The organism is Chryseobacterium populi (genome assembly GCF_000282115.1).
Classification (GTDB): domain Bacteria; phylum Bacteroidota; class Bacteroidia; order Flavobacteriales; family Weeksellaceae; genus Chryseobacterium; species Chryseobacterium populi.
Map to the genome: position 1 here is coordinate 176,538 of NZ_AKJY01000012.1, position 25,009 is coordinate 201,546.

Below are 25,009 nucleotides of genomic sequence, written 5' to 3' on the forward strand. Positions count from 1 at the left end.
GAAGTTTTTGTAACAAATGCCATTATATTTTAATAGAAAATTATAATAATTTTAACATCCGAAAATCAAACTTTTTTAGCAATTTTGCATTCTTAATTCACTTGTTAAAAAATGAAAATAAAATACTCGGAACTTATTGATCAGACATTATATTTTCCTACCGAAGAATTTAATGTTTCTGAGAACAATTTGTTGTTTCACGATATTCCTTTAATGGAAGTTGTTGAAAAGTTTGGAACTCCTTTAAAGGTAAGTTACCTCCCGAAGATTTCTCAAAATATTCAAAAAGCAAAAAGCTGGTTCAGGGAAGCTTTTGAGAAAATCGAATATAAAAAAAATTACAGGTACTGCTACTGTACAAAATCCAGCCATTTCAATTTCGTTATTGAAGAAGCTTTGAAAAACGATATTTCCATTGAAACTTCTTCCGCTTATGATATGGATATTGTAAAATCTCTTTACAAAAAAGGGAAGGTAGATAAAAATATTGAAGTAATCTGTAACGGATTCAAAACAGATGATTATCTGGCAAAGATTTCAGATATGATCAACAGCGGTTTTGAAAACATCACTCCGATCCTGGATAATTACCGTGAATTAGATAAACTTACCGAAAGTATTGATACGACCTTTGATATCGGAATCAGAATCGCTTCGGAAGAAGAACCGAAGTTCGAATTCTATACCTCAAGATTAGGGATCGGATATAAAGATATTATCCCGTATTACAGCCAGAAAATTGCCGAGCATCCGAATGCAAGACTGAAAATGCTTCACTTCTTCATCAATACGGGGATTAAAGATACTGCCTACTACTGGAACGAATTGTACAAATGTCTCCGGGTATATGCCCGTTTGAAAAAAATTGCTCCGGAAGTGGATTCTCTGAACATTGGTGGTGGTTTCCCAATCAAAACATCTCTCAATTTCGATTACGATTACCAGTATATGGTGGAAGAAATTGTTTCCCAGATCAAAAAATTCTGTGAAGAAGAAGGAGTGGAAGAGCCTAATATTTATACAGAGTTTGGAAGTTTCACGGTTGGAGAAAGTGGAGCAAACCTTTATAAAATTATTTCCCAGAAACGTCAGAACGACAGAGAAAAATGGAATATGATTGATTCATCTTTCATGACAACGCTTCCTGATACCTGGGCCATCTCAAGACACTTTATCATGCTTCCGCTCAACCGTTGGGAAGATACCTATGAAAGGGTTTTTCTGGGTGGGCTGACTTGTGACTCGGATGATTATTATAATTCAGAACAGCATACGAATGCAATTTATCTGCCGGTTTTCAGTGATACAAAACCTTTATATATCGGTTTCTTCCATACGGGGGCCTATCAGGAAACCATCGGTGGTTATGGTGGAGTGCATCACTGTCTGATGCCTCAGCCGAGACACATCCTGATTCAGAAAGATGAAAACGGAGAATTCCAGTATGAGATATTCCGTGAAAAACAGGAGCCGGAAGATATTTTAAAGCTTTTAGGATATAATAATCATTAAAAGATTGATATTAAAATTGAGCTTCTTTACTACGTTAAGAATGCCAAAACATAAAAAAATAGCCATCAGACTGATGGCTATTTTTATTTAAAATAATTTGAAATTTTATCTAATTCGAGCTCAGAATAATCTGAAACGACAATATTGGCTAAAGTATAGTCCTGATTTTTTGAATGCTCACTTTTATAGGCGGCACAGAAAATATGGGCTCTGTGGGCTGCCAGGATCCCATTGGTAGAATCTTCAATGACCATGCAGTTTTCAACAGGTTCACCTGCCATTTCTGCAGCTAAAAGAAAAACTTCCGGATGAGGTTTTGATTCTTTTAAATCTGCACCACTGATTTTTCCGCTGAAATATTTTGCAAGCCCGAATTTTTCAAAAACCATATTAATGGTTGTCATTGTTGCAGAAGAGGCTAAAATCAGTTTTATCCCATTTTCATGATAGTGCTCAATCAATTTTCTTACTCCTGGAATTAAATCAAAATCTTCATCATTATAAAAATAATCTTTGAAGTAAGTTCGCTTGATACCGGCAATACCTTCGTGAGTATGGCTAAGATTAAATTCATTAATTAATGTTTCACAAACTCTTTTCGTGGAAGCACCGGTGAAAGAGGTGTATAAATCTTCAGAAACTTCAATTTCCAGTTCATTAAACGTTTTAAAATAAGCTTTTCTGTGCAATGGTTCTGTATCTACAATCACCCCATCCATATCGAAAAGCACAGCTTTTAAGGACATATTTGAAATTTTTTTTACAAAGGTAGTGAAATTTGGATGGAGGTCTGAAGAGGGAAGTTTAAAGTACAAATCATGGTTACACTGATGCAAAACTTCCCGCCTCCATTCTTTCGGCTTCTAACTTCTTCGTATCTTTGTGCCAATATTTAAAATCTTTCAATCATTTAATTTTTTAATTATAAATTGTATATGAAAACATACGCGGGAATTCCTGAAGAGAATGCATCACTGGAAAATTCAAAAGTAATGTTGGTAACCGTACCTTATGACGGAACTTCAACATGGGGAAAAGGAGCTGATAAAGGCCCTGAATTATTCCTGAATGCTTCTGAAAATATGGAGCTTTATGATATTGAAACAGGAACTGAACCTTACCTGGAAGGAGTTTATCTGGCAGGAGAAATTTCTGAAAATTCAAGTCCTGAAGCAATGACCGAAGCGGTTTATCAGAAAACAAAAGAGCTTTTACAGAATGATGGTAAATTATTTACCCTTTTTGGTGGTGAGCACTCTGTTTCTATCGGTTCGATCCGTGCAATCGGTGAAAAATACGAGAATCTTACAGTTCTTCAGTTGGATGCACATACAGATTTACGTCCTGAATTCCATGGTTCTACATCCAATCATGCCTGTGCGGTTTTTGAAGCCAATCAGAAGCATAATTTAGTTCAGGTGGGAATCCGTTCAATGGATATTGAAGAAGCTGAATATTTGCCGGAAGGGAGAGTGTTTTTTGCCCACGAAATTGCAAATAACGAAAACTGGGTAAATGATGTATTGGAAAAGGTTTCAGGAAACGTGTACATCACGATTGACCTTGATGCTTTTGACCCTTCCATTGCACCATCTACGGGAACTCCTGAGCCGGGCGGGCTGCAATGGTATCCTACATTGGAATTATTAAGAAGAGTATTTGAAAAATGTAATGTGGTAGCTTTTGATATTGTAGAATTAATGGATTCTCCGATGGCAAAACCATCAGCTTTCCTTGCTGCCAAGCTATATTACAAAATGCTTGCGTATTATCATATCAACCAGGATTAAAATTCCGCAAGAAACGGATTTTTTCAGAAGAATTTTCTTTGGAAATTTGTGAGGTAAAACAAAATGAAATGTCCACACAAAATCAAATAGATTACGACAGGATTGCCAAAGCGATAGAATATATCCGGGGCAATTTCAAACTTCAGCCGAGTTTGGAGGAAGTTGCTGAGAAAATTCACCTGAGCCCGGCTCACTTTCAGAAGATCTTTACAGATTGGGCCGGAACGAGTCCGAAAAAATTTTTACAGTTCATCAGTCTTGAACATGCTAAGAATTTATTAAAAGAAGAAAAAGCAAGCTTATTTGATGCAGCTTATGAAACGGGACTTTCCAGCACAAGCAGATTACATGATCTGTTTGTAAAAATAGAAGGAATGTCTCCTGCAGAATATAAAAACGGGGGAAAAAGCCTTGTCATTAATTACAGTTTTTCCAGAAGCCCTTTCGGGAATGTAATTACAGCTTCCACAGAAAAAGGAATCTGCTATATGGCTTTTGAACACGATAAAGAAACAGCATTGGGAAATTTGAAAGCTCAGTTTCCTAATGCTTCTTTTTTTGAAAAGCAGGACGAGCTTCAACACAATGCCCTGTCTATTTTTAATAAAGACTGGAGCCAACTCAATACCATAAAATTACATCTTAAAGGAACCGATTTTCAGCTTAAAGTCTGGGAAAGCCTTCTTACAATCCCAATGGGAAAATTATCCACATACGGGAATTTAGCGGAAAAAATAGGGAATTCTAAAGCTTCCAGAGCCGTGGGAACAGCTGTCGGAAGCAATCCTGTAGCCTTTCTCATCCCTTGCCACCGTGTGATTCAGTCTTCAGGAAATACAGGCGGCTATAAATGGGGAAGTGAGAGAAAACAATTGATTATCGGCTGGGAAGGTTCACATATGTATTCTGAAAAATAATAGTTAAAAATATGAACCTGTTCGAAGAAATATCAGATTTTCCAATCAACATTCTGCCCGGCGATGGAACCGTACATTATTACGGAAAGGTTTTTTCAAAAGAAAAATCGGACTTTTATTATGATTACCTGTTTAATCAGATTCCATGGGAAAATGATGAAGCCATTATTTTTGGAAAGCTGATTTTAACCAAAAGAAAAGTAGCCTGGTTTGGTGAAAAGGCATTTGAATATACCTATTCCAACAGAACAAAATATGCAAAACCCTGGACTCCCGAATTGCTGGATTTAAAACGAAAATGTGAAGAAGTATCAGGAGAAACCTATAATTCCTGCCTGCTGAATCTGTATCATGATGGAAGCGAAGGAATGGCTTATCACAGTGATGGTGAAAAAGACCTGAAAAAACATGGAGCGATTGCCTCCCTGACTTTTGGGGCAGAAAGAAAATTTTTATTTAAGCATAAATCAACCAAAGAAAAAATTGAGATTTTTCTCGAAAACGGAAGCTTGCTGGTGATGAAAGGAACTACACAGGATAACTGGATGCACAGGCTTCCACCTACAACAAAGGTGAAAATACCAAGAGTGAATCTTACGTTCAGGACAATTGAAGAGTAGGAGAGGTAGCTTCGGGAGCCTCAGCCACTGTGTTTTATAACATTTTAATTTACTAAATTATTTTCGGTTAGCCTAAGACCTCAAAAGAGTACTTCAGGATCCCAAAATATGTGTTCAGCCTCAACCAATATCTGAGACCTCAAATGATCACTAAATGACCATATTACATGTAATGAGACTATATCCAAATTATAGGTTAAATAAAAAAGACAGATTAAAAAACCTGTCTTTCTATCTTATCCTTTGGGTGCATCATCTTTAGGAGCTTCATCCCCGGAAGATATATCATCAAAATTCTTTTTGTCTTTTTTCTCTACGATTTTCATAATCTCTTTCTGTACTTCATCCGGCTTGCCTTTCAGATAATCGGGCAGATTGAGGCCTGCCATATTAAACAGGTCATTTAAAGGCGGTACTGTTTTCATCATACCTGAAACGAAATTAGCTGTAGAGCTGTTTCCATCCTGTCCGTTTCCGCTGTCCCAAACCGTCACTTTATCGATTTTAATATTTTTAACGGCTTCTACCTGGGTTTTAACGAGTTCAGGAAGTTTCTCAATTAACAGTAGCTGGAATGCGCTATGGGTATCTCCGCCAGCGGCCTGCACTACTTTATCGTAACCTTCCGCCTGCTTGGTGAGGATCTCGTAAAGACCTTTTGCTTCAGCTTCCATTTTAGCGAAAATAGCATCAGCTTCTCCTTTGGCCTGTAGTCTTATTTTTTCAGCTTCTGCCTGCGCATCAATAATTGCTTTTTGTTTTGCAATTTCTGCATGGACTACAATATTTGCCTGTTGGGTAGAACGTTCCCTTTCTGCCCTTGCGGTTTCCGCTTTCTGCTCGGCAAGATAAGCTTCCTCCAATGATCTTGCAGCCTGTACTTTTTCAGCGGCTGTTGCAATTCTTAAAGCTTCGGCTTCTTTTTCCCTTCTTTCCGCATCGGAATTGGCAATGGTAATTTTGGCCTCATTTTCCCCTTTTACCGCAATTGAATTGGCTAATGATGTGGCAATTCTGGATTCTTTTTCAGCTTCTGCCTTACCAATCGACTCATCTTTCATCGCTGCTGCAATACTGATCTCCTTATCTTTTTGGGTAATTGCAATCTTCACGTCCCGGTCTCTCTGTGTTTCAGCAATCTGGGTATCTTTTTCCCTGTCGGCAATCGCTTTACCGGTTTCCCCGATCTTAGTCTGTTCTGCAACACTGATGATCGCTTCGTTAATGGCTTTAGCCGCAGCTTCTTTACCCAGAGCTTCAATATATCCTGATTCATCCCTGATATCGGTAACGTTAACATTGATGAGTTTTAAGCCTATCTTCTTTAATTCTGTATCTACGTTTTTAGAAATATTATCCAGGAATTTATCTCTGTCTGAGTTGATCTCTTCAATGGTCATCGTTGCAATCACCAGACGAAGCTGTCCGAAAAGGATATCTTTAGAAAGCTCCTGAATCTGTTCCTGGGATAATCCCAATAATCTTTCTGCAGCATTTCCCATAGAATCCGGTTCAGTGGAAATGGCAATGGTGAACCGGCAAGGTACATCCACCCGGATGTTTTGTCTGGATAAAGCATTGGTAAGATTAGCTTCAATAGAAATAGGTTTCAGATCCAGATAAGCATAATCCTGAATGACCGGCCATACAAAAGCACCACCACCGTGAATACATTTTGCGGAGCTTCCGCCCGTTTTACCGTAAATGACCAGGATTTTATCCGAAGGACATCTTTTATACCTCGAAATAAGGGCTAAAAACGTTACGAATAATACAAATACTATGACCAGTATAAGAATAAGAGTTCCGGGAATTTCCATAAATAGTTTATAAAGTGGTTAATAATTTAAATTTTTGCAACGACGAGTACTTTGTCGTAGATATAGATCACTCTTACCGAATGGCTTGAAGGGATGCTTTCTTCAGATTCCGTCATGGCCTGAAGCTCATGATGGGTTCCGTTTACAGAAATTAAAATTTTTCCTTTTCCGCTCATATTGGCAGGAATGGTAAGATATACTTCACCGGTTTTACCGATGAGGTCTTCTATTTTAAACGTATTATCTTCTGTCAGTTTTAAGATCTGAAAAATCAGGATGAAAAATAAAATGACAAAGCCCATCCCAATCAGTACGGATATAAAAATCAGAAGAGGTTTACTTCCTATGGAATTATAGAATGTCACCCCACTCCATCCGAATCCTAAAAGAAAATTAATAAGGTTTCTGAAAGAGAATAACTGAAAAGGTGCATCAGTATGGGTAAGGTTTCCGTCAAAATCAGCATGAAGCCCGCTGGTATGGTCACTTCCAATAAAGGTAAGAACTGTCTGAACCAAAAAAATCAAACTGGCAGTCAGGGCAACATACCAAAATCCCTGATGAAGGGAATCTAAATTTTGGAGAAATTCAAACATAAGTACATGTTTTTCTCAAATATAATCAAAAAAAGTGGAATTTTAAAGTTAAAAAAATAAAAGGACAGGTTGAAAAAACCTGCCTTCAGCATTTCCTCAATCTTTAAAAATTAATGCAGGTCATCATAGATCCGAACCAAATCAACTACATTTTTGACGTTCAGTTTTTCAAATATCTTCTTTTTATAAGTGCTGATTGTAGACATCCTGATGTCCAGAATATTGGCTATTTCAATATTACCGTTTCCCTGAGCCAGCAGTTTAAATATCTGGAATTCCCTTTTAGAAAGGTGTTCTACTGTATTGTTATCTCTTGAATGGGTAATAAGCCGGCTTACCATTTTTGACGGATAATAATACCCTTCTTCGAAAATGGTATTTATCCCTTTCAGTATTTCCGATTCTGAGGCTCTCTTATTAAGATAACCTTCAGCTCCCTCTTCTATATACTGAATCCCTATATTTTCATCATAATTGGAAAATATCATGATTTTGAGATCCTTGTGCTTATTTTTAAGCTCTTTCACCATTGCCTTATAGATACTGTCGGCCATATCAATATCAAGGATCAGCAGGTCATAATGTTCTTTAGAGACTTTTTCCCGGGTTTCGGCATAGTTTTCAGCAAAATCAATGCTGCACGGATAATTAAGTTTTGATTCCAACAGTAATGCGGTACCGATTCTCACAACATATCGATCATCTGCAATGAGTACTTTTTTCATAGTTCAGTTTTTTTAATGATAACTTTCACAGGTACCTTTCAGGATACGCTTCAGGGAAAGTAATGCTTTTTCAAATTTTGCATAAAAGCAATGCAACATGTAGACCGATAACGTATTTTTTTGGAAGAAATTTCCCTCTTACAAAGGTTTTTTAAAAAGATTGTAGTAAAAACAGGCTGTGATGGAAAATTTATTATCTGCAAAAAAACAATTTTGCAGATGACATTCAATCAAATGCTATTCATTACATAATTTAATGGAAGCATTTGAAGAGAAAAAGAGATAAAAAATTTAATTTCATAAAAAAGACAGGCTAAAAACCTGTCTCTAAAAAATATATGCTTTATTATTTTTTATTCTACGCTGATTACTTTTTCAATTTCCGGAGCGTGCTGTTTGATTGTATTTTCAACACCCAGCTTCAGGGTTGAAAAATTCAATGAACATCCGGAACAATTTCCCAACAGTTTTACATAAACCGAGTTGTCTTTCACATCAATAAGCTCAATATCCCCGCCATCTTTATTAAGGAACGGACGGATACTTTCAAGAGCTTCCATTACTTTTGTTACGGTATCTTCGTGTGTTATATTTGTTTCCATATTTTCTTCAGTTCAATTGGTTTTAAAAAAATCAACTTGAATTTTATTTATTTTTTAGCTTTTGGTGAGCAGCCCGCCATTGTTGTGATCTTCACAGCTTCTGTCGGAGGAAGATATTTATTTCTTTCCACAAGGCTTTCCACCATATTGCGTGCAGTTTGTGTATAGATATCTGCAATTTTAGAATTTTCCTGTAAAGCAGCAGGTCTTCCTACATCTCCCGCCTCTCTGATACTCTGGATCAACGGAATCTCTCCCAGTACCGGAATTTTCAGATCATCAGCTAAATATTGTGCTCCCTGGTTTCCAAAGATATAATATTTATTGTCAGGTAATTCTTCCGGTGTAAAATACGCCATATTTTCGATTAATCCAAGAACCGGAATATTAATACTTTCCATCTGGAACATCGCAATTCCTTTTCTTACGTCTGCCAGAGCCACATGCTGAGGTGTGCTTACAATCACCGCTCCTGTAACAGGAACTTCCTGGATGATGGATAAGTGAATATCCCCTGTTCCGGGAGGTAAGTCGATTAATAAGAAATCCAATTCTCCCCAGGCTGCGTCTCTGATCATCTGGTTCAGGGCTTTTGAAGCCATCGGGCCTCTCCAGACCACAGCCTGGTTAGCTCCTGAAAAATAGCCTATTGAAAGCATTTTTACTCCATAATTTTCAATTGGTTTCATCAGGTTCTTACCATCAATTTCCACTGAAATCGGTTTTTGACCTTCTGTGTCAAACATGGTAGGAACAGACGGTCCGTAGATATCGGCATCCAATAAACCTACTTTGAAGCCCATTTTAGCAAGGGTAACCGCCATATTGGCAGCAACCGTAGATTTACCTACTCCTCCTTTTCCGGAAGCAATGGCTATAATATTCTGAATCCCGGGAATTTGTTTCCCTTTGATCTGGCTCTGCTGAATCTCACTCGGTTCCGGGGAAACGATTTTAATTTTTAAGTGAACATCTTCTCCAAATTCACTGGCAAAAGCCTGTTTCATGGCAGCTTCTAGCTTTTTCTTCTCGTGCATCGCCGGTGAATGGGCAGTCATGTCAATATACACGTCATCCCCCATGATCTGAAGGTTATTCACCAAATCATCTACTTCTATCTCTTTAAGGAAATCTTGAACCTTTTCTTTCGTCAACATACTTTACTATAAATTGTTTACAAATTTACGGATTTTTTCTATAATTTAGAATGAATAAAATCTATAACACAAGGTGATAAATCAGATCATTAAAAAATTATCAATCTGCCTTTGTCTTACATTTCAAAATTTTTATAATCAAAAAACAGGTTAATATGGACGCTATTTCTTATCCTTCTAAATTTGTGATTCCTCAGGGTGTTTTCACCGTCGGAAAAACCAGATTCAAATGGTATAATCTGGCCAAAGATCCAGAAAACATATCTTCCGGGGATGTCAGCAATGCCAGGATATGTATAGAAAATTCGGAAGAAAATTTTCAGGATAAAGAAGATTCAGGTTTTGTGATTCTTCACCGGTGCAATGAGAATTACCTGTTATTGGTTTGTACATGGCAAAGTGAAAACGAATTATGGGAAAGTGTTTACTATGACGGTTCCGGAAAATTTGAAATATGGGACAGAAAAGGCATCCATATTCCTACTTACTGTGTCTGGGAAATGGACATTGTATATCATGAATCCAAAGCTTGGAAAAAATTTCTGGGAACGGATAGGCAGGAAGACAGTAAACAGCAGTACCTGAAGGATTTTTTTGAAGGTGAAGTATAAATAGTCTTATCTTTAGGCATCATTAATCTACTATGAAAAAAACCAGATATTTATTATTTACTCTTATCTTATCCGTATTTTTCAACGCTCAGAATTTCTCCCAAAATGTGAATCCTTTTATCGGCACCGGAGGCCACGGCCACACATTTCCGGGGGCTATTGTTCCTTTCGGAATGGTACAGCTTTCCCCTGATACCAGGATTGATGGAAGCTGGGATGGCTGTAGTGGCTATCATTATTCTGATTCTGTAATCTACGGTTTTTCCCATACTCACCTCAACGGAACCGGTGTTTCAGACTATGGTGATATTATGCTGATGCCTACCATGGGAAATCCCAGCCTGAATAACAAAGAATATGCTTCTAAATTTTCGCATAAAAATGAAAAGGCTACAGCAGGTTTTTATGCCGTAAAACTTGACAAAAACAATATCAATGTCCGGCTGACCGCAACCAAAAGAGTAGGGTATCATGAATATATCTTCAACAATGCAGGAAATGCCAATATTATTTTGGACCTGAACCACAGAGATAAGCTACTGGAGGGGGAAGTGAAAATAATTGACAGTAAAACTATTGAAGTTTTCCGGAGAAGTGAGGCATGGGCAACCAATCAATACATCTATGCCAGAATCGAGTTTTCAAAACCCATGAAAATTTCTAAAAAAGAAGTGAATGGAAAGCAGGAAAACCAGCTTTTTACGGGAACAAAATTAGCTCTAGCTTTTTCTACAATCGTAAAAAAGGGTGAAAAGATTAATGTAAAAGTTGCCATTTCACCCACAGGTTATGAGGGAGCTGAAAAAAATATGTTGGCAGAAGGCAAGTCCAATGATTTTGAATCCATAAAAAAACTGGCAGAAAACGACTGGAATAAAGAGCTTTCAAAAATTGAAGTAAAATCTGACGATAAGAATAAACTGACGGTTTTTTACACCGCCCTGTATCATGTTTTCACACAGCCCAATATCAATATGGATGTTGACGGAAAGTACAGAGGCCGGGACAATGAATTCTACACCGCTGCAAATTTTGATTATTATTCGGTGTTTTCGCTTTGGGACACTTTCAGGGCAGCACATCCTCTGATGACATTAATCGACAGAAAAAGAACTTCAGATTTCGTCAATACCTTTATCAGACAATATGAGCAGGGCGGTAAACTTCCTGTCTGGGAACTGGCTTCCAATGAAACTGAATGTATGATCGGTTATCACGCAGTTTCAGTGATTGCCGATGCTATGGCAAAAGGAATTACAGGTTTTGATCATGAAAAAGCATTTGAAGCTTCTAAAAATTCGGCTATACTTGATATTTTCGGTTTAAATGCTTACAAGAAAAATAATTACATCAGTATTGATGATGAGCATGAAAGTGTTTCTAAAACGGTGGAATATGCTTATGACGACTGGTGTATCGCTCAAATGGCTAAAATTTTAAACAAAAAGGAAGATTATCAGTATTTTATGAAACGTTCTCAAAGCTGGAAAAATCTTTATAACCCGAAAAACGGCTTCATGCAGCCAAGAAAAAACGGAAACTGGTACGAACCTTTTGATCCCAGAGAAGTCAATAACAATTATACGGAAGGAAATTCATGGCATTATTCCTACTCGGTTCAACAGGATATTCCGGGCCTGATCGCTGCTCATGGAGGTAAAGAAAAATTTGAACAGTTTATCGACGCTATTTTTTCTGCAGCTGATAAAACCACGGGAAGAGAACAGGCCGATATTACGGGTTTAATGGGACAGTATGCACAGGGAAATGAGCCAAGCCATCATATTGCTTATTTGTATAATTTAGTGGATAAGCCTCAGAAAACAGAAGAAAAGATCAAATATATTCTTGATAATTTCTACAAAAATGCTCCGGACGGGCTGATCGGTAATGAAGACTGCGGGCAGATGAGCGCTTGGTATGTTTTAAGCTCAATGGGAATTTATTCCGTAACTCCCGGAAAACCTGAATGGGAAACGGTAACGCCTTATTTTGACGAAATTAAACTTCATCTGGAAGACGGAACAACAAGAGTAATCACCAAGAATACAGGCAAGGCAGAGCTCCGAAAACTGGGATTTGAGAATGTAAAGCCTGCAAAAGACTTTAAGTATGATGAATTAATCGCTACACCGGTCATTGCTGCAGACCGGCTTTTCGAGTTTTCCACGAAAGTTGAAATCACTCCGTTAAATCCGGATGATAAAATTTATTATATGACGATGGATGAGGGTGATGTCAGTGTAAGAAAAACCTTCAAGGTTTATAAAGGACCGTTTACAATCAGTAAAACCACTCAGGTTTCTGCCTACGCTGAAAGAAATGGTGAGAAAAGTTCAATCGGAACTGCCAATTTCAACAGAAGACCAAATCATTGGGATATCACAGTTAAGTCAGCTGTAAATCCACAATATACAGCAGGTGGAAAATTAGCTCTTATTGATGGAATCAAAGGAGACACTAACTGGAGAAAAGGCGAATGGCAAGGTTATCAGGGACAGGACTTTGAGGCTACTATTGATTTTAAATCACCTCAAAGTTTTCATGAAGTAGATGTCACTTTTTTACAGGACTCCAAAAGCTGGATCTTATTACCAAAAAAAATAGAACTCTATGGTTCCAATAATAATAATGACTATTATTTATTAGACACTTCGGAAACTTCTGTAGATCCTAAGAATGAATCTGTACATACAATAATATTTTTCCTCAAAACCTTACCCACAGAAGCAAGATATATTAAAATAAAAGCCTATAACTATGGCAAACTTCCTGAGTGGCATCAGGGAGCAGGTGGAGACTCCTATATCTTTATTGATGAAATTTCCGTGAAATAATTTTTAAACTGATATAAACCAAAACCCCTTCGAAATTTTCGAAGGGGTTTTATTTTGTTTTGTTTTTATGTGGAATTTTGTCACTATACTGAATAACTAATTAAGTCTCTCAGACCATTTCAACTCTTCCGGAAGTTCCCGGTCAGAAAATTCTATATGGATGACTCTTCTTTTCTTTCCGTTTGTGGTTCTGTTTGAACTGTGAAGGATTAAAGGCTTCATGATCATAATTCCACCCTTTTTTACATTGCAGATCTCTTCAGTTTCAGTGGTCCAATCAATGGTTTCCGGTCTGTAAATTCCTTTGGAATGCGATTTCGGGACTACTTTTAGAGCTCCATTATTTTCATCGGTATCATCCAGATGAATTCTGATTGCATACATATTTTCAAGGATATCCAAAGGCGGCTGTACGGCAAACTGATTCTGTTTGGTAGTCCAGGGACCAAAATCTTGCAGATTGATTTTTTTATCGACAGAAATAGTCAGGTCCTGATGATATGCAACATACCAATTGGAGTTTTCCGGCTTATCAAAATAGATGCTTTTTACCATAAAATACCTTTCTCCGAAAATTCCGTTGATCATCTTTTTAAGATTGTCATTAAAAATAATATCTGTAATCTCCGGAATCTCTTTAAAAAACTGCCTGATGGCAAACAGGTCTTCAGATTTTCTGAAATTTTCTTTCGAAGTATCTATATTCTTAATGATATCCGTTATCTTTTCAATTTCTTCTTCTGAAAAAACAGTATTAATTATGGTAAACCCGTTTTCAAGAATATGATTTTTATGAACCCGTAAGTTTCGTTCTTCCATAAGAATTCCTCTTACATTTTACCGCCATGATTTTCCAATTGGCCTTCCCATTTGGAAACCGCAGAAGTTGCCAGGGCATTTCCCAGAACATTTGTCATACTTCTTCCCATGTCACAGAAATGGTCAATCGGTAAAATAAGGGCAATCCCTTCCGGCGGAATTCCGAACATTGAACATGTCGCTACAATGATCACCAGAGAAGCTCTCGGTACACCCGCAATTCCTTTTGAGGTAAGCATTAGAACCAGAAGCATTGTGATCTGCTGTCCTACAGTCATTTCAATGCCGTAAATCTGAGCAATGAAAATCGATGCAAAAGTCATATACATCATGCTTCCGTCAAGATTGAAAGAATATCCTAAAGGTAAAATGAAAGACACTACTCTGCTGTTACACCCGAATCTTTCCAATTCTTCCACCAGTTTAGGGAAAACAGCTTCCGAGCTTGTTGTTGAGAATGCGATAAGCAAAGGCTCTTTAATCCTTCTCATCAATTCGAAAAGACGGTTTCCCAAAATCAGGTAACCTACCAACAGTAAAACCAGCCACAGGATTCCCAGAGCAAAGAAAAAATCTCTGAGATAAATGGCATATACCTTGAAAATTTCAAAACCATTCGTGGCCACTACAGCTGCAATGGCTCCCAGAACACCCAGTGGGGCAAACCACATGATATAGCCTACCATTTTAAGGATCGCATGAGCAATGATATCAAATAATTTAATCACAGGCTGTGCATATTGTTCACCCAGATTAGCCAGGGCAATTCCGAACATAATAGAAAAAACTACAATCTGCAGCACTTCATTGGTCGCAAAAGCTTCGAATATACTTTTAGGGATTACGTGTTTCACAAAGTCTTCAAGAGAAAAGCCTTTGCTGCTTTTTAAGAGCTCTTCTGCAGAGGCAGCATCCTGAATCGGCAATTTGGTAACGTGTCCCGGCTCAAGCCAGTTTACAAGCATCAAACCGATGAACAGAGACGTCAATGAAGCGGAAATGAACCACAGCATAGCTTTTGTACCTACTCTTCCAATCATTTTGATATCGCTCATTTTGGCAATACCTACCACCAGAGTAGTAAAAACCAATGGGGCGATGATCATCTGCACCAGCCTGATAAAAACAGTTCCCAGCAGTTTTATATTTTTAGAAAAAGATTCTGCACTTTCCGGATACTGTATATGAACAAATCCTCCGATTCCTACCCCCAGGATAAGCGCAATTACAATGGCTATAAATAGTTTATTTTGTCCTTTCATATATAAATAGTTCAAGTGGGCACAAATATAACAGTTTTTAAATTGGACTGTAAAAATTATTCAATGCCTTTATCACAGGGCTTAATTCCAGATACATTGAAATTAACAGACTGAATTTGAAAACTATGCAAAAAAATTAAGAAAGATTTAGTTAATTTTTAACCGTTTGGTATAAATTTTATTATTACATTTGAGTGTATCATACATTAAAATAAATATACAACTATGAAAAAAACAATCGCAATGGCTGCCTTAGCTCTGGCAGTATCGTTCGGATCTATTTCTTGTAAAAAGAAAGTCTCTGATGCTGACCTTCAGACTCAAGCAACAACTATCGTAACTTCTAATCCGAATGCTTCTGTTGAAGTAAAAGAAGGTGTTGCTCACCTAAGCGGAACTTTCCCTGATCAGGCTTCTAAAGATGCTGTGATTGCTAAATTAAAAGCTGTAACAGGTGTAAAAGAAGTGATGGATATGGCTACTGTGGCGCCTGCTGCTACACCTGCACCTGTTGAAACTCAATCTGCCGTAGATCCTGCAGTTCAGAAAAAAGTACAGGATGCTGTTAAAGATTTCCCTTCAGTAAAAGTAGAAGTGGTAAACGGTGAGCTAACGCTTACAGGAAGTGTTTCAAAAGAACAGGCAAGAAAAGTCAAGGAATCTGTAGATGCTTTGAAAGTAGGAAAAGTAAATTATAACTATACTGTAAAATAATTTAAAATGAGTACATTACAAGATAAATATTCAGGAGTAATTTCAGCAGCACAGACTGCAGGAATTTCAAATCTTCAGGTTCAGGAACAGGACGGAATCCTTTATGTTTCAGGAGATGCTTCCAATACGGCTGCTAAAGATGCAGTATGGAATGCTTTAGGAACGATTGATTCTACTTATTCCGCTTCAGATATCAACATCAACGTACAGGTTGCCGGTCTTGCTGCCGGTGCTGCCCTTACGGTAGCTACGGAAGATTCTAACCTGAACATCAGACAGGAGCCTTCTACTGAAGCTGCTGTTGTAGGAAAAGCTGCAAAAGGTTCTTCCGTAACTTTAATTGAACAGACTTCCGATGACTGGTGGAAAGTAAAAACCACTGAAGGTCAGGAAGGCTATGCTTATTCAAGATATTTGAAAGCATAATAAATTCTCTATATTTAGAAATATTTAACATAGAAACATCCCAGTTCTGGGATGTTTTTTTATTTTTGCAGCTTAAAAAAGCTTAATGAAGAAAATCTTACTGCTGTGGATACTCGTATTTAATGTTATTATTCTTAATGCACAAAAACTTAATATTGACGGAAGCGTTATCAATTTTGAAAAGAAACCGGTAGAAAATGCAACCGTCTATCTCCTGAAACAGAAAGATTCCTCTATCGTCAATTATACTGCCACCAACAAAGACGGTAAATTTTCATTAAAGACTGATGAACTTAAAGAACCTACTGTTCTTAAAATTGATGCTGAAAAGCTTATTTCCTATTCAAAAAACTACGAAAAAATAGATCAGTCATTTTCTTTAGGGCAAATTGAGCTTGAGAAAAATACGGTTTTCAATATCGAAGAAGTAAAGCTTACCGCTTCTCCCGTAAAAGTAAAAAAAGATACTATTGAATTCAATGCATCTTCTATTAAAGTGCGTCCTGACAGTAAGATTGAAGAACTCCTGAAGCAGATTCCCGGTGTTGAAATCAGCAATGAAGGAAAAATTACGGTCAACGGGAAAGAAGTAGACCAGATCATGATCAATGGAAAACCTTTCTTCGATAAAGACGGGAAAATCGCTTTACAGAATCTACCGGCAGATATCATTAAAAACATCCAGTTTACCACCACAAAAACCAAGGAAGAAGAACTGAACGGAAAAACGGCAAAGTCAAATAACGCAACAATTAATTTCAATATTGACGAAAAAAAAAATAAAGGACTGATCTCAAGGCTCACCCTCGGCTATGGTTCGGATAAACGCTATGAAGGCAGCGGGCTTCTCAGTTATTTTAAAAATGACACTAAGATAAGCTTACTGGCTTCTTCCAATAATATCAACTCCCAGGGTTTTTCTAATGATGAGGTTTTCGACAGTATGGGACACGGTAGAAATTCGTGGATGATGCAGGGTGGAAGTATTATAACATCCGGTGGAACCACCTACTATACACAAGGCGGAAACAATACCAAAGGAATACAGAAATCGACTACCATAGGATTTAATTACAGTGATAAATTAGGAAAAAACGCCGATCTGGATACGTTCAGCCTTATGCATTCTGCCAATAACCTGGAGACCCGCTCTAAAGTTTCAAGAACAACCCTGCTTCCTGATTTCATCTTAAAAACCAATTCCGAAAGCAATGGTGAAAATGAAAACAGACAATATAATTTTGACAGTTCGGCAAAAATAAAACTGGATTCTTTGACCAGCATTTATCTTTCCCCTTCATTTTCCAGAACGGAAGGTTTTAATTTTAATAATTCAAAATCAGCTACCTTTAGAGATAATACCCTTCTTAACAAAAGTGATTCTTACATAAGAAATGATTCTGAAAGCAACAGCTTTAATCCCAATGTTTACTTCTCTAAAAAGTTCAGAAAAAAGGGCCGTGTTGCTTACGCAAACATGAGCAGCTCTATTTCCGAGTCTAAAAATAATAATCTGAATAAATCCCAGACGATATTTTATCAGAGTACAGATCCGAATGATAACAGAAACCAGCTGTCTAAAAATAAAAGTCAACAGAGCAATTTCCGTTTCAGTACCGGATATTCAGAACCCATTTCCGATTCAGCAAGTGTGAGCCTGAATATGAATTATAATTCAAAATTCTCGAAAGATATAAGAGATGTTAATGATTTTGATGTCAATACAGGGCAATATACCAGTTATAACACGGTATTATCCAACAGTATGGATCAGAAAATCAATGAAATTTCTCCTGAATTGTCTTTTGAAGTCAATAAAAAGAAAATCAATATATGGGGTTCTGTTGAGCTGAATATTTCGGATATGAAAGTAAATTCGGTGTTTAATGGCAAGCAGTATGATCTTCAGAAGAATTTTGCGCTTCCCAACTATAATCTGAGTATTCAGTATGAGTTTTCCCAAAACAAAAGGCTGAGCCTATACCAATACGCAGATTATACGATTCCAACCGCTACACAGCTGACTCCTTATACGGATTTTTCCAATCCGCTGATCGCTTATCAGGGAAACCCGAACCTTAAAAATACGTGGACCAACAGGACCTATCTGTATTTCAACAATTTTAATATGGTTAAAAATATCACTTACTACATGAATCTTGGTTTCACGTATGGAAATAATGATATTACCCATTATTCTTATTATGATGAATCCGGAAAACAATTGGTAACCTATGCCAACATAAGCGGCAATAAAAACCTTAATTTCGGAGGAGCATTCAGCAAAACATTCAAATGGAAAGAAAATAAATTTACGATCAACCCAAGGTTCAATATGAATTATGGGTTTAATAAGGGGTTTATCAACGGACAGCAGTTTACCAGCAATTCTTACAGCATTAATCCGGGATTGAACCTTACTTATGAAGTGAAAGAAAAATTCACAATCAAGCCATCCTATAATATCGGATATAATTTTTCAAACTTCACCAATTACAGTGTTGAAAAAGTACAAACGACCAATCAGGCGCTAAAATTGGAAGTGACCAATTATCTTTTCAAGAGCAACCTTGTTTTCGGAAATGATTTTGAATACAATACCAGTTCCAATATTGCACCAGGATTCAAAAGGGATTTTTACTTCTGGAATACAAGCTTAGGATATGCTTTTTTCAAAAAACAGCTGACTGCAAAAGTGAAAGTGTATGATGTACTGAACCAGAATCAAAGTGTAAGAAGAACGATTATGACATCTTATTTTGAAGACCGTGAAGACCTCATTCTGAAACGTTATATCATGTTTTCCCTTACCATGAAACTGAATAAATTCGCAGGTAAGAAAATGCAGGCTAAATAACAATTAAACTGAATAAATCTGGTGGCTGGAGGAAATTCCTGCCATTTGTTTTTTGTAACGAAAACATAATTCCTGCTACTAAATAGAGCAACAATTGTTTTTATTTCTAAATTAGCTGCAAATTTTATTTATGAAAATCTATATTTCAATTTTATTTATTTTCTTTTTCAGTCTTGGGAAATCTCAGAATGCCCCTCAAAAAGACAGTTTTGTGAAGGATAACTTTACAAAAAAGGAATTTTACATTCCTATGCGTGACGGAGTAAAACTTTTTACCTCGGTTTATATTCCGAAAGATATTTCAAATAAGAACAAATATCCGTTCCTGATGCAGAGAACGTGCTATAGTGTTGCCCCTTATGGCGAAAACGAATACAAAAACAAACTGGGACCGAACCAGTACCTGATGAAAGACAAATATATTTTTGTGTACCAGGATGTCCGTGGAAGATATATGAGCGAAGGCACTTTTACCAACATGACACCACAGGTGGAGCGCAAAACAAAAAAAGATATAGATGAAAGCACAGATACTTATGATACCATTGAATGGCTGCTGAAAAACATTAAAGATAACAATGGTAAAGCAGGGCAGTACGGAACGTCATATCCCGGATTTTATACAGCAGCAGGGATCCTGGCGGATCACCCGGCTTTGGTAGCTTCATCCCCTCAGGCTCCGATTTCGGATTTCTGGAATGATGACTTCCTTCATAACGGGAAATTTATGTTGGGTTATTTCAGAACATTCCCTGTATTCGGAGTTCAGAAAACAAAGGCTGAAAAAGAAGGCTGGTATATGGATACCTTTATAAAACCCACTTCTGAGGACGGACTGAAATTCTACAGGGATCTCGGAACATTAAAGGAAGCTTATGATAAATATTATAAAAACAATTTCTTCATGACCGAAATAATGAATCATCCCAACTATGATGAATTCTGGCAGAAAAGAGGGCTTTTACCTCATCTGAAAAATGTGAAACACGCAGTAATGACTGTAGGTGGCTGGTACGATGCAGAAGATTTATCAGGGCCTTTAAACATATACAAAACCATCGAAAAAAGCAGTCCGAAAGCTAAAAATACAATTGTAATGGGACCTTTCTCCCACGGTGGCTGGGGCCAGGAACAAGGAAAACATTTTCATAATGACATTTATTTTGGAGACAGCATTGCAACGTATTATCAAAGAAATATAGAAACTAAATTTTTCAATCATTATTTAAAGGGAAATACGAAAGAAGATGCCGGCCTTCCGGAAGCTTTGATGTATGATACGGGGGCTAAAGAATGGAAAGAATTTGCAGCTTATCCTCCGAAAAATGCTCAGAAAATCAATTTTTATTTAACAAACGGAACTTTAAAAAATACTGCAGGACAAGGCACTTCAGAATATTACAGTGATCCCGGCAATCCTGTTCTGAGTTCTGCAAATCTGAAAGATTTCAATGGGTTTACCCCTAAAAATTATATGTCCGAGGATCAAAGGTTTGCAGAAGGAAGACCTGACGTACTTACTTTCACTACAGATGTTTTAACGGATGACATTACATTTGCCGGAGAAATCATGGCCAAACTGAATATCGCCTCTACTTCTACTGATGCCGATTTTGCTGTAAAGCTGATTGACATCTATCCTGAGGATTTTAAAAAACCTGCAGAAAAGAAAGATGGTGTTATTTATCCCAACTATCATCAGATGGTAAGAAGTGAGATCATGCCGGCAAGATTCAGAAACTCAAGAGAAAAGCCTGAAGCTTTAATTCCGAACCAGAAAACAGCAGTAAATTTCAGACTGCAGGATGTGTTGCATACCTTTAAAAAAGGACATAAAATACAGATACAGATCAGCAGCACATGGTTTCCTCTGTTTTCGGTAAATCCACAGAAATTTATGGATAACCCGAATATGGCAACCAAAGCAGACTATACGAAAGCCTTCATCAAAATTTATGATGACAGTGCTATAGAAGCAGAAATATTGAAATAAAAAAGATAAAAGCTGTATCAGAAATGATGCAGCTTTTTTTGTAATGGTGGCTTCGAGGGCCTCAGCCACCATGGGTGATAAACAACCAGGTTATATTTCTAATTCAATTTTTAGGCTGAATATTATTGTAACCGAACTCAGGTTAATGTATATTATATTATTAAGGATATGCAGAATGTAATGATAAGGTTATGTTTATCTTTCTTTTCCATATTCCAACAATTTAAATCAAATGAAATTGGTTTTTATGCAGGATATGGATACTGTTTCTAAATGTCCTGGGGGGCTGTAAAACAGTATTTCCTGACGCAAAAGTTACGATTAAAGAATAACTTTATTAATGATATAATTATGAATGTATCAGATATAGTAAGTTGTGTAAAATCCGGTAACTATACAATATTTACATAAAAAGCCCCGGATTTTTCCGGGGTCATTTTTAATCAACTAAATAATATATTCTATTTTACAATTACCCTTTTGATCTGCCCCTCTGAAGTTTTTACAAGATAAACTCCTGTAGATAGTCTTGAGGTTTCTATCGTTAAAGCGTTTTTCTCTTTTCCGATAAGTTTTCCGGACATATCATATAATTCGTAATCCTGGGCTCTGTTGAAATATAAGGTATTTCCTTTTGTCACCGGGTTAGGGAATATGTTGAAAGTTGGTTTTTCTGCTTTTATTTCACCAGTACCTAAGATAGGAGAAGATATTTCATACATTGATAAAGTTCCGCTGATTTCGTTGGCAATTACTACATATCCTTTTCCTGTAGTTGTATTTTCAGGTGCGATATAAGTGATTCCTTCAGGACCATTGTCGCCTCCGTAAGCAGATGTGGAACGGGAGTGTTTGTAATCTGTGAAGGTAGGGTTGTTTGGGTCTGTAATATTATATACCATCACTCCTCCGGTTCTTTCTAAAGTAATGAAAGCATAGGTCTGCCCGCCGATTACTCCCAAAGCCACACCTTCAGGCTCAGGACCTTTTGCACGGCTTCTGTTTTTTATTCCGTTGCTTTCGTTGTCGGCATTGAAAATTAAAGGATGGCTGGCAGCAATATATCTTTCAAACCGGTCTCCACTGTCATAAACGATCTGCTTTGTATCAGCATTGAAAATGGAGAACGAGCGGGCTCCTAAAGCTGAAATTTCTTCAAATTCCGCATCTCCGTCTGTGTTTCCTGATGCGTTTGAAACCCTGAATCTTCCTAAATTATAAGACGCCTTTAAAATTGATGACTGAGGGAAAAGAGTTGCATCCAAAGCATAACTATTGGCTCCCACAGTCGTTCTTTCACTGAATCCGGAAAGGTCTTTTTCATCTCCTTCATTGGCTGTTATAATATAATTTGTTCCGCCTGCTTTATAATTCTGAACAGCATCAGGGGTGTAGTAAGCTTTTACAGGCCAGTTGGCTATTAAAACCTCATTGTTATTATCAGAAGCATCAAAACCGTTTCCTGGCAGGCTCATATCTTTTTTACCCAATCCCCAGATTCCGGTGATGGTTTTTGCAGCAAGATTAATTTCAGCAACAGCATTGTTTTCCTGAAGAGTTACCCATGCTTTCTGGCTGTCTGAGCTTACTGTTACATATTCAGGTTCCAGATCCTGAGAAAGCGTATTGGCTGTTCTTACTTTTCTTAATCCTGTTGCCGTTAAGGCAGCTACCTGAGAATCATAACTGTTGAAATTAAGCGTTGTTACATTATTTTGGGTAAGGTTGTTAATTCCCCCTGAAATATCGATAATACTCACGGTGCCTTCCGGGTCTGCGGTATACGCATCATTAGGTTCTCCCTCATTAGCTGTAATTACTTTAGTGCCGTCCGGTGTGAAAGTGATCATATCCGGTAAGGCCCCAACGGTTACCTGTTTCAGGAAATTTCCGTTGATATCAAAGAAAATAACCGATCCGTTTTGCTGTGGGTTTGAATTAGGAGAAGAAACCGCTAAAATTCCATTTTTAACAGCAATACTCGTAATTCCGCCATATGGAGCCATATTCACAGTCTGGATAACAGATGGAGTGGTTGGATTACTGAAATCAACAATATCAAAAACATCCGTTAAAGAACTTATGGTAAATAGCCTTTGGGAGGCAGGGTCATGCACAACAATTTCCGTAGAGCTGTTGTTGATTCCTGAAGGATCGAAGCTTCCGATATAGTTTAGCTGGATCTGCTGTGAAGGAACAGGAGCCGGTTTATCATTATCAACAATATAAACAGTTGAAGAATTATCTCCTGAAATTGTTGTCCCTACCGGGTTTTCAAGACTTACGGTAAAGTATTCCGCGCTTTGTTCTTCCAGGGTATCATCAATAACCGGAATATTTATAGTATAGCTTGTTGTAGAGGGCGTGATATTAATAGTTTGGTTTGTTAACGTAAAATCATTGCTGTTCGCTGTGCTGAAAGGTGCAGGTTTCACCACCAGGTTTACCGTTGAGGCTGCAGGATTATTAACATTTATTTTGAAACTTAAGCTTCCGGCATTTTCACTGACTTTAATGAAATTCTTATCTAAAGAAACCGATGTGCCTGCTGTGGTGAAAGTGCTTGATGTAGTAGCCGTAACACCATTGTCACTTAAATCTTCTACCGTATTGGGCTTTAGTGCAAGGTAATAAGCCTGGTTGGGGAGCAGTGCTGAAGCCGGGATGATGGTGATCTTATTATTAGCAAAAGTAGTAGTGAAGAGAATTGGTGTACCTGCAGAATTGCCTAAACGGAATTCCACAAGGTTTTGTGCATTAGAATCGGTGATTGCGGAGTTATCTGCTAACCTTACATTTTCATTAAAAGAAATGGTAGGGTTTACGGTTGTTGAAGCATTGTTTGTGCTGTTGGCTGGTAAATAAGATACAGCCGGTGGAGTAGTATCAGCACCGCCAGTGACTGTTGCATCAACCGTAAAGTTATCAAAACGGTTATTTCCTACCGTTCCTCCTGTACCTGCAGCAAATTCAACTTTTAATTTGAAATTAGGGTTATTGGCTACTCCGGCTGTTCCTGAAAAATCAAAAGTAATAAGCTGTGGATTGGCATCCTGCGGGGTAACGGTCTGGTATTGGGTGTAAGAAGTTCCGTCTGTGGAATAATACCAGATTTGCGTTCCGGCACCTGATCCGGATCTTCGGGTGGTAAATTTTACAATAACATTATTATATCCTGTCGTAGGTAAAGAAAATTGTAAACTACCACCGATAGGGTTGTTGAATCTTAAATGAGTCCCTGAAGGATCACTGTTCCTTGCATTAAAATTGTCAACATTAAAATTTTGCCCGGTTCCGCCGGCAAAGTCGATCACACTTGTTCCACCGGCAAGGGCAGCCAGAGCTGAACCGCTTACAAGGGAAGAAGTAGGGGTGGTAATTGAGGCTTCTGAAGCATTGTTGTTGAAATTCCAGTAGTGGATCAACGACTGCCCGAATACAGATCCCTGAAATAAAACAGCGATAGGCAGGATGCCTCTGAAAAGATAGTTATTCATCATTTTTACTCAAATTTTGATTAGTGCAAAAATGAACTTTATCTTTTGTAAATATTTTAATGGAATCTTAAGAAATAATTAATAATATGTAATCATATAAAAACTTTCTTAGGATCAAAATAGCTTTGTTTCTATTTTGATAGCTTCTGATCAACCGAGCTTTTTACCGTTGAGACTTTTTCCATTGGATGCTTTTGCATGTAGAAAAACCCAGAAATTGCAGTTAAGACCAGGAGAATAAAAACAACCATGAA

Annotated in this window: 19 protein-coding genes; 10 read left to right on the forward strand and 9 right to left on the reverse strand. The window is 37.4% G+C overall.

The window, feature by feature from the left end; genetic code table 11:
* Positions 1 to 111: 111 nt before the first annotated feature.
* Complete coding sequence (locus PMI13_RS04100; RefSeq protein WP_007840988.1) at positions 112 to 1,512, forward strand: type III PLP-dependent enzyme domain-containing protein; 1,401 nt, start codon at positions 112 to 114, stop codon at positions 1,510 to 1,512.
* An 83-nt stretch (positions 1,513 to 1,595) separates the two neighbouring features.
* Here the strand turns inward: PMI13_RS04100 and PMI13_RS04105 are convergent, their stop codons facing one another.
* Positions 1,596 to 2,258, reverse strand: coding sequence for an HAD family hydrolase (locus PMI13_RS04105; protein ID WP_007840989.1), 663 nt, complete (start codon positions 2,256 to 2,258; stop codon positions 1,596 to 1,598).
* 189 nt (positions 2,259 to 2,447) lie between these two features.
* Between PMI13_RS04105 and speB the strand changes: the two genes are divergently transcribed.
* The 3 genes from speB (at position 2,448) to PMI13_RS04120 (ending at position 4,839) form a co-directional block, all read left to right on the forward strand.
* Positions 2,448 to 3,302, forward strand: a complete 855-nt coding sequence (speB, locus tag PMI13_RS04110; RefSeq protein WP_007840990.1) for an agmatinase — start codon at positions 2,448 to 2,450, stop codon at positions 3,300 to 3,302.
* Positions 3,303 to 3,370: 68 nt separating this feature from the next.
* Positions 3,371 to 4,219, forward strand: a complete 849-nt coding sequence (locus PMI13_RS04115; RefSeq protein ID WP_007840991.1) for a bifunctional helix-turn-helix domain-containing protein/methylated-DNA--[protein]-cysteine S-methyltransferase — start codon at positions 3,371 to 3,373, stop codon at positions 4,217 to 4,219.
* Between the two features lie 11 nt (positions 4,220 to 4,230).
* Complete coding sequence (locus PMI13_RS04120; protein WP_007840992.1) at positions 4,231 to 4,839, forward strand: alpha-ketoglutarate-dependent dioxygenase AlkB family protein; 609 nt, start codon at positions 4,231 to 4,233, stop codon at positions 4,837 to 4,839.
* A gap of 236 nt (positions 4,840 to 5,075) precedes the next feature.
* Here the strand turns inward: PMI13_RS04120 and PMI13_RS04125 are convergent, their stop codons facing one another.
* The 5 genes from PMI13_RS04125 to PMI13_RS04145 form a co-directional block, all read right to left on the reverse strand.
* Positions 5,076 to 6,659 (reverse strand): flotillin family protein, encoded by a 1,584-nt coding sequence (locus PMI13_RS04125; protein ID WP_007840993.1) that lies wholly within the window; start codon positions 6,657 to 6,659, stop codon positions 5,076 to 5,078.
* A 26-nt stretch (positions 6,660 to 6,685) separates the two neighbouring features.
* Positions 6,686 to 7,255, reverse strand: coding sequence for a serine protease (locus tag PMI13_RS04130; protein WP_007840994.1), 570 nt, complete (start codon positions 7,253 to 7,255; stop codon positions 6,686 to 6,688).
* A gap of 110 nt (positions 7,256 to 7,365) precedes the next feature.
* The gene (locus tag PMI13_RS04135; protein ID WP_007840995.1) at positions 7,366 to 7,980 is read right to left on the reverse strand and encodes a response regulator transcription factor; all 615 of its coding nucleotides are present in this window, start codon (positions 7,978 to 7,980) and stop codon (positions 7,366 to 7,368) included.
* 353 nt (positions 7,981 to 8,333) lie between these two features.
* Positions 8,334 to 8,582 (reverse strand): NifU family protein, encoded by a 249-nt coding sequence (locus tag PMI13_RS04140; RefSeq protein WP_007840996.1) that lies wholly within the window; start codon positions 8,580 to 8,582, stop codon positions 8,334 to 8,336.
* 47 nt (positions 8,583 to 8,629) lie between these two features.
* Positions 8,630 to 9,739 carry an Mrp/NBP35 family ATP-binding protein gene (locus tag PMI13_RS04145; protein WP_007840997.1) on the reverse strand — a complete coding sequence of 370 codons (1,110 nt, stop codon included), beginning with the start codon at positions 9,737 to 9,739 and terminating at the stop codon, positions 8,630 to 8,632.
* 155 nt (positions 9,740 to 9,894) lie between these two features.
* Between PMI13_RS04145 and PMI13_RS04150 the strand changes: the two genes are divergently transcribed.
* Positions 9,895 to 10,350, forward strand: a complete 456-nt coding sequence (locus tag PMI13_RS04150) for a hypothetical protein (RefSeq protein WP_007840998.1) — start codon at positions 9,895 to 9,897, stop codon at positions 10,348 to 10,350.
* A 32-nt stretch (positions 10,351 to 10,382) separates the two neighbouring features.
* Complete coding sequence (locus PMI13_RS04155; protein ID WP_007840999.1) at positions 10,383 to 13,187, forward strand: GH92 family glycosyl hydrolase; 2,805 nt, start codon at positions 10,383 to 10,385, stop codon at positions 13,185 to 13,187.
* A gap of 96 nt (positions 13,188 to 13,283) precedes the next feature.
* Here PMI13_RS04155 and PMI13_RS04160 read toward each other — a convergent pair whose 3' ends face one another.
* Positions 13,284 to 14,006: a phytanoyl-CoA dioxygenase family protein gene (locus tag PMI13_RS04160; RefSeq protein ID WP_007841000.1), complete on the reverse strand. Its 723-nt coding sequence runs from the start codon at positions 14,004 to 14,006 to the stop codon at positions 13,284 to 13,286.
* A gap of 11 nt (positions 14,007 to 14,017) precedes the next feature.
* The gene (locus PMI13_RS04165; RefSeq protein ID WP_007841001.1) at positions 14,018 to 15,268 is read right to left on the reverse strand and encodes a dicarboxylate/amino acid:cation symporter; all 1,251 of its coding nucleotides are present in this window, start codon (positions 15,266 to 15,268) and stop codon (positions 14,018 to 14,020) included.
* Positions 15,269 to 15,493: 225 nt separating this feature from the next.
* Between PMI13_RS04165 and PMI13_RS04170 the strand changes: the two genes are divergently transcribed.
* The 4 genes from PMI13_RS04170 to PMI13_RS04185 all read left to right on the forward strand — a co-directional run bounded on the left by PMI13_RS04170 (position 15,494) and on the right by PMI13_RS04185 (position 21,258).
* Entirely contained in the window at positions 15,494 to 15,982 is a 489-nt protein-coding gene (locus PMI13_RS04170) for a BON domain-containing protein (RefSeq protein WP_007841002.1), read from the forward strand.
* A gap of 6 nt (positions 15,983 to 15,988) precedes the next feature.
* Positions 15,989 to 16,408 carry an SH3 domain-containing protein gene (locus PMI13_RS04175; protein ID WP_007841004.1) on the forward strand — a complete coding sequence of 140 codons (420 nt, stop codon included), beginning with the start codon at positions 15,989 to 15,991 and terminating at the stop codon, positions 16,406 to 16,408.
* A gap of 85 nt (positions 16,409 to 16,493) precedes the next feature.
* Positions 16,494 to 19,265, forward strand: a complete 2,772-nt coding sequence (locus PMI13_RS04180; protein WP_007841006.1) for an outer membrane beta-barrel protein — start codon at positions 16,494 to 16,496, stop codon at positions 19,263 to 19,265.
* A 130-nt stretch (positions 19,266 to 19,395) separates the two neighbouring features.
* On the forward strand, positions 19,396 to 21,258 hold the full coding sequence (locus tag PMI13_RS04185) for a CocE/NonD family hydrolase (protein ID WP_007841007.1): 1,863 nt from the start codon (positions 19,396 to 19,398) through the stop codon (positions 21,256 to 21,258).
* Positions 21,259 to 21,719: 461 nt separating this feature from the next.
* Here the strand turns inward: PMI13_RS04185 and PMI13_RS04190 are convergent, their stop codons facing one another.
* A complete protein-coding gene (locus tag PMI13_RS04190) occupies positions 21,720 to 24,758 on the reverse strand; it encodes a choice-of-anchor I family protein (protein ID WP_007841009.1) in 3,039 nt (1,012 codons plus the stop codon).
* Between the last annotated feature and the right edge of the window lie 251 nt (positions 24,759 to 25,009).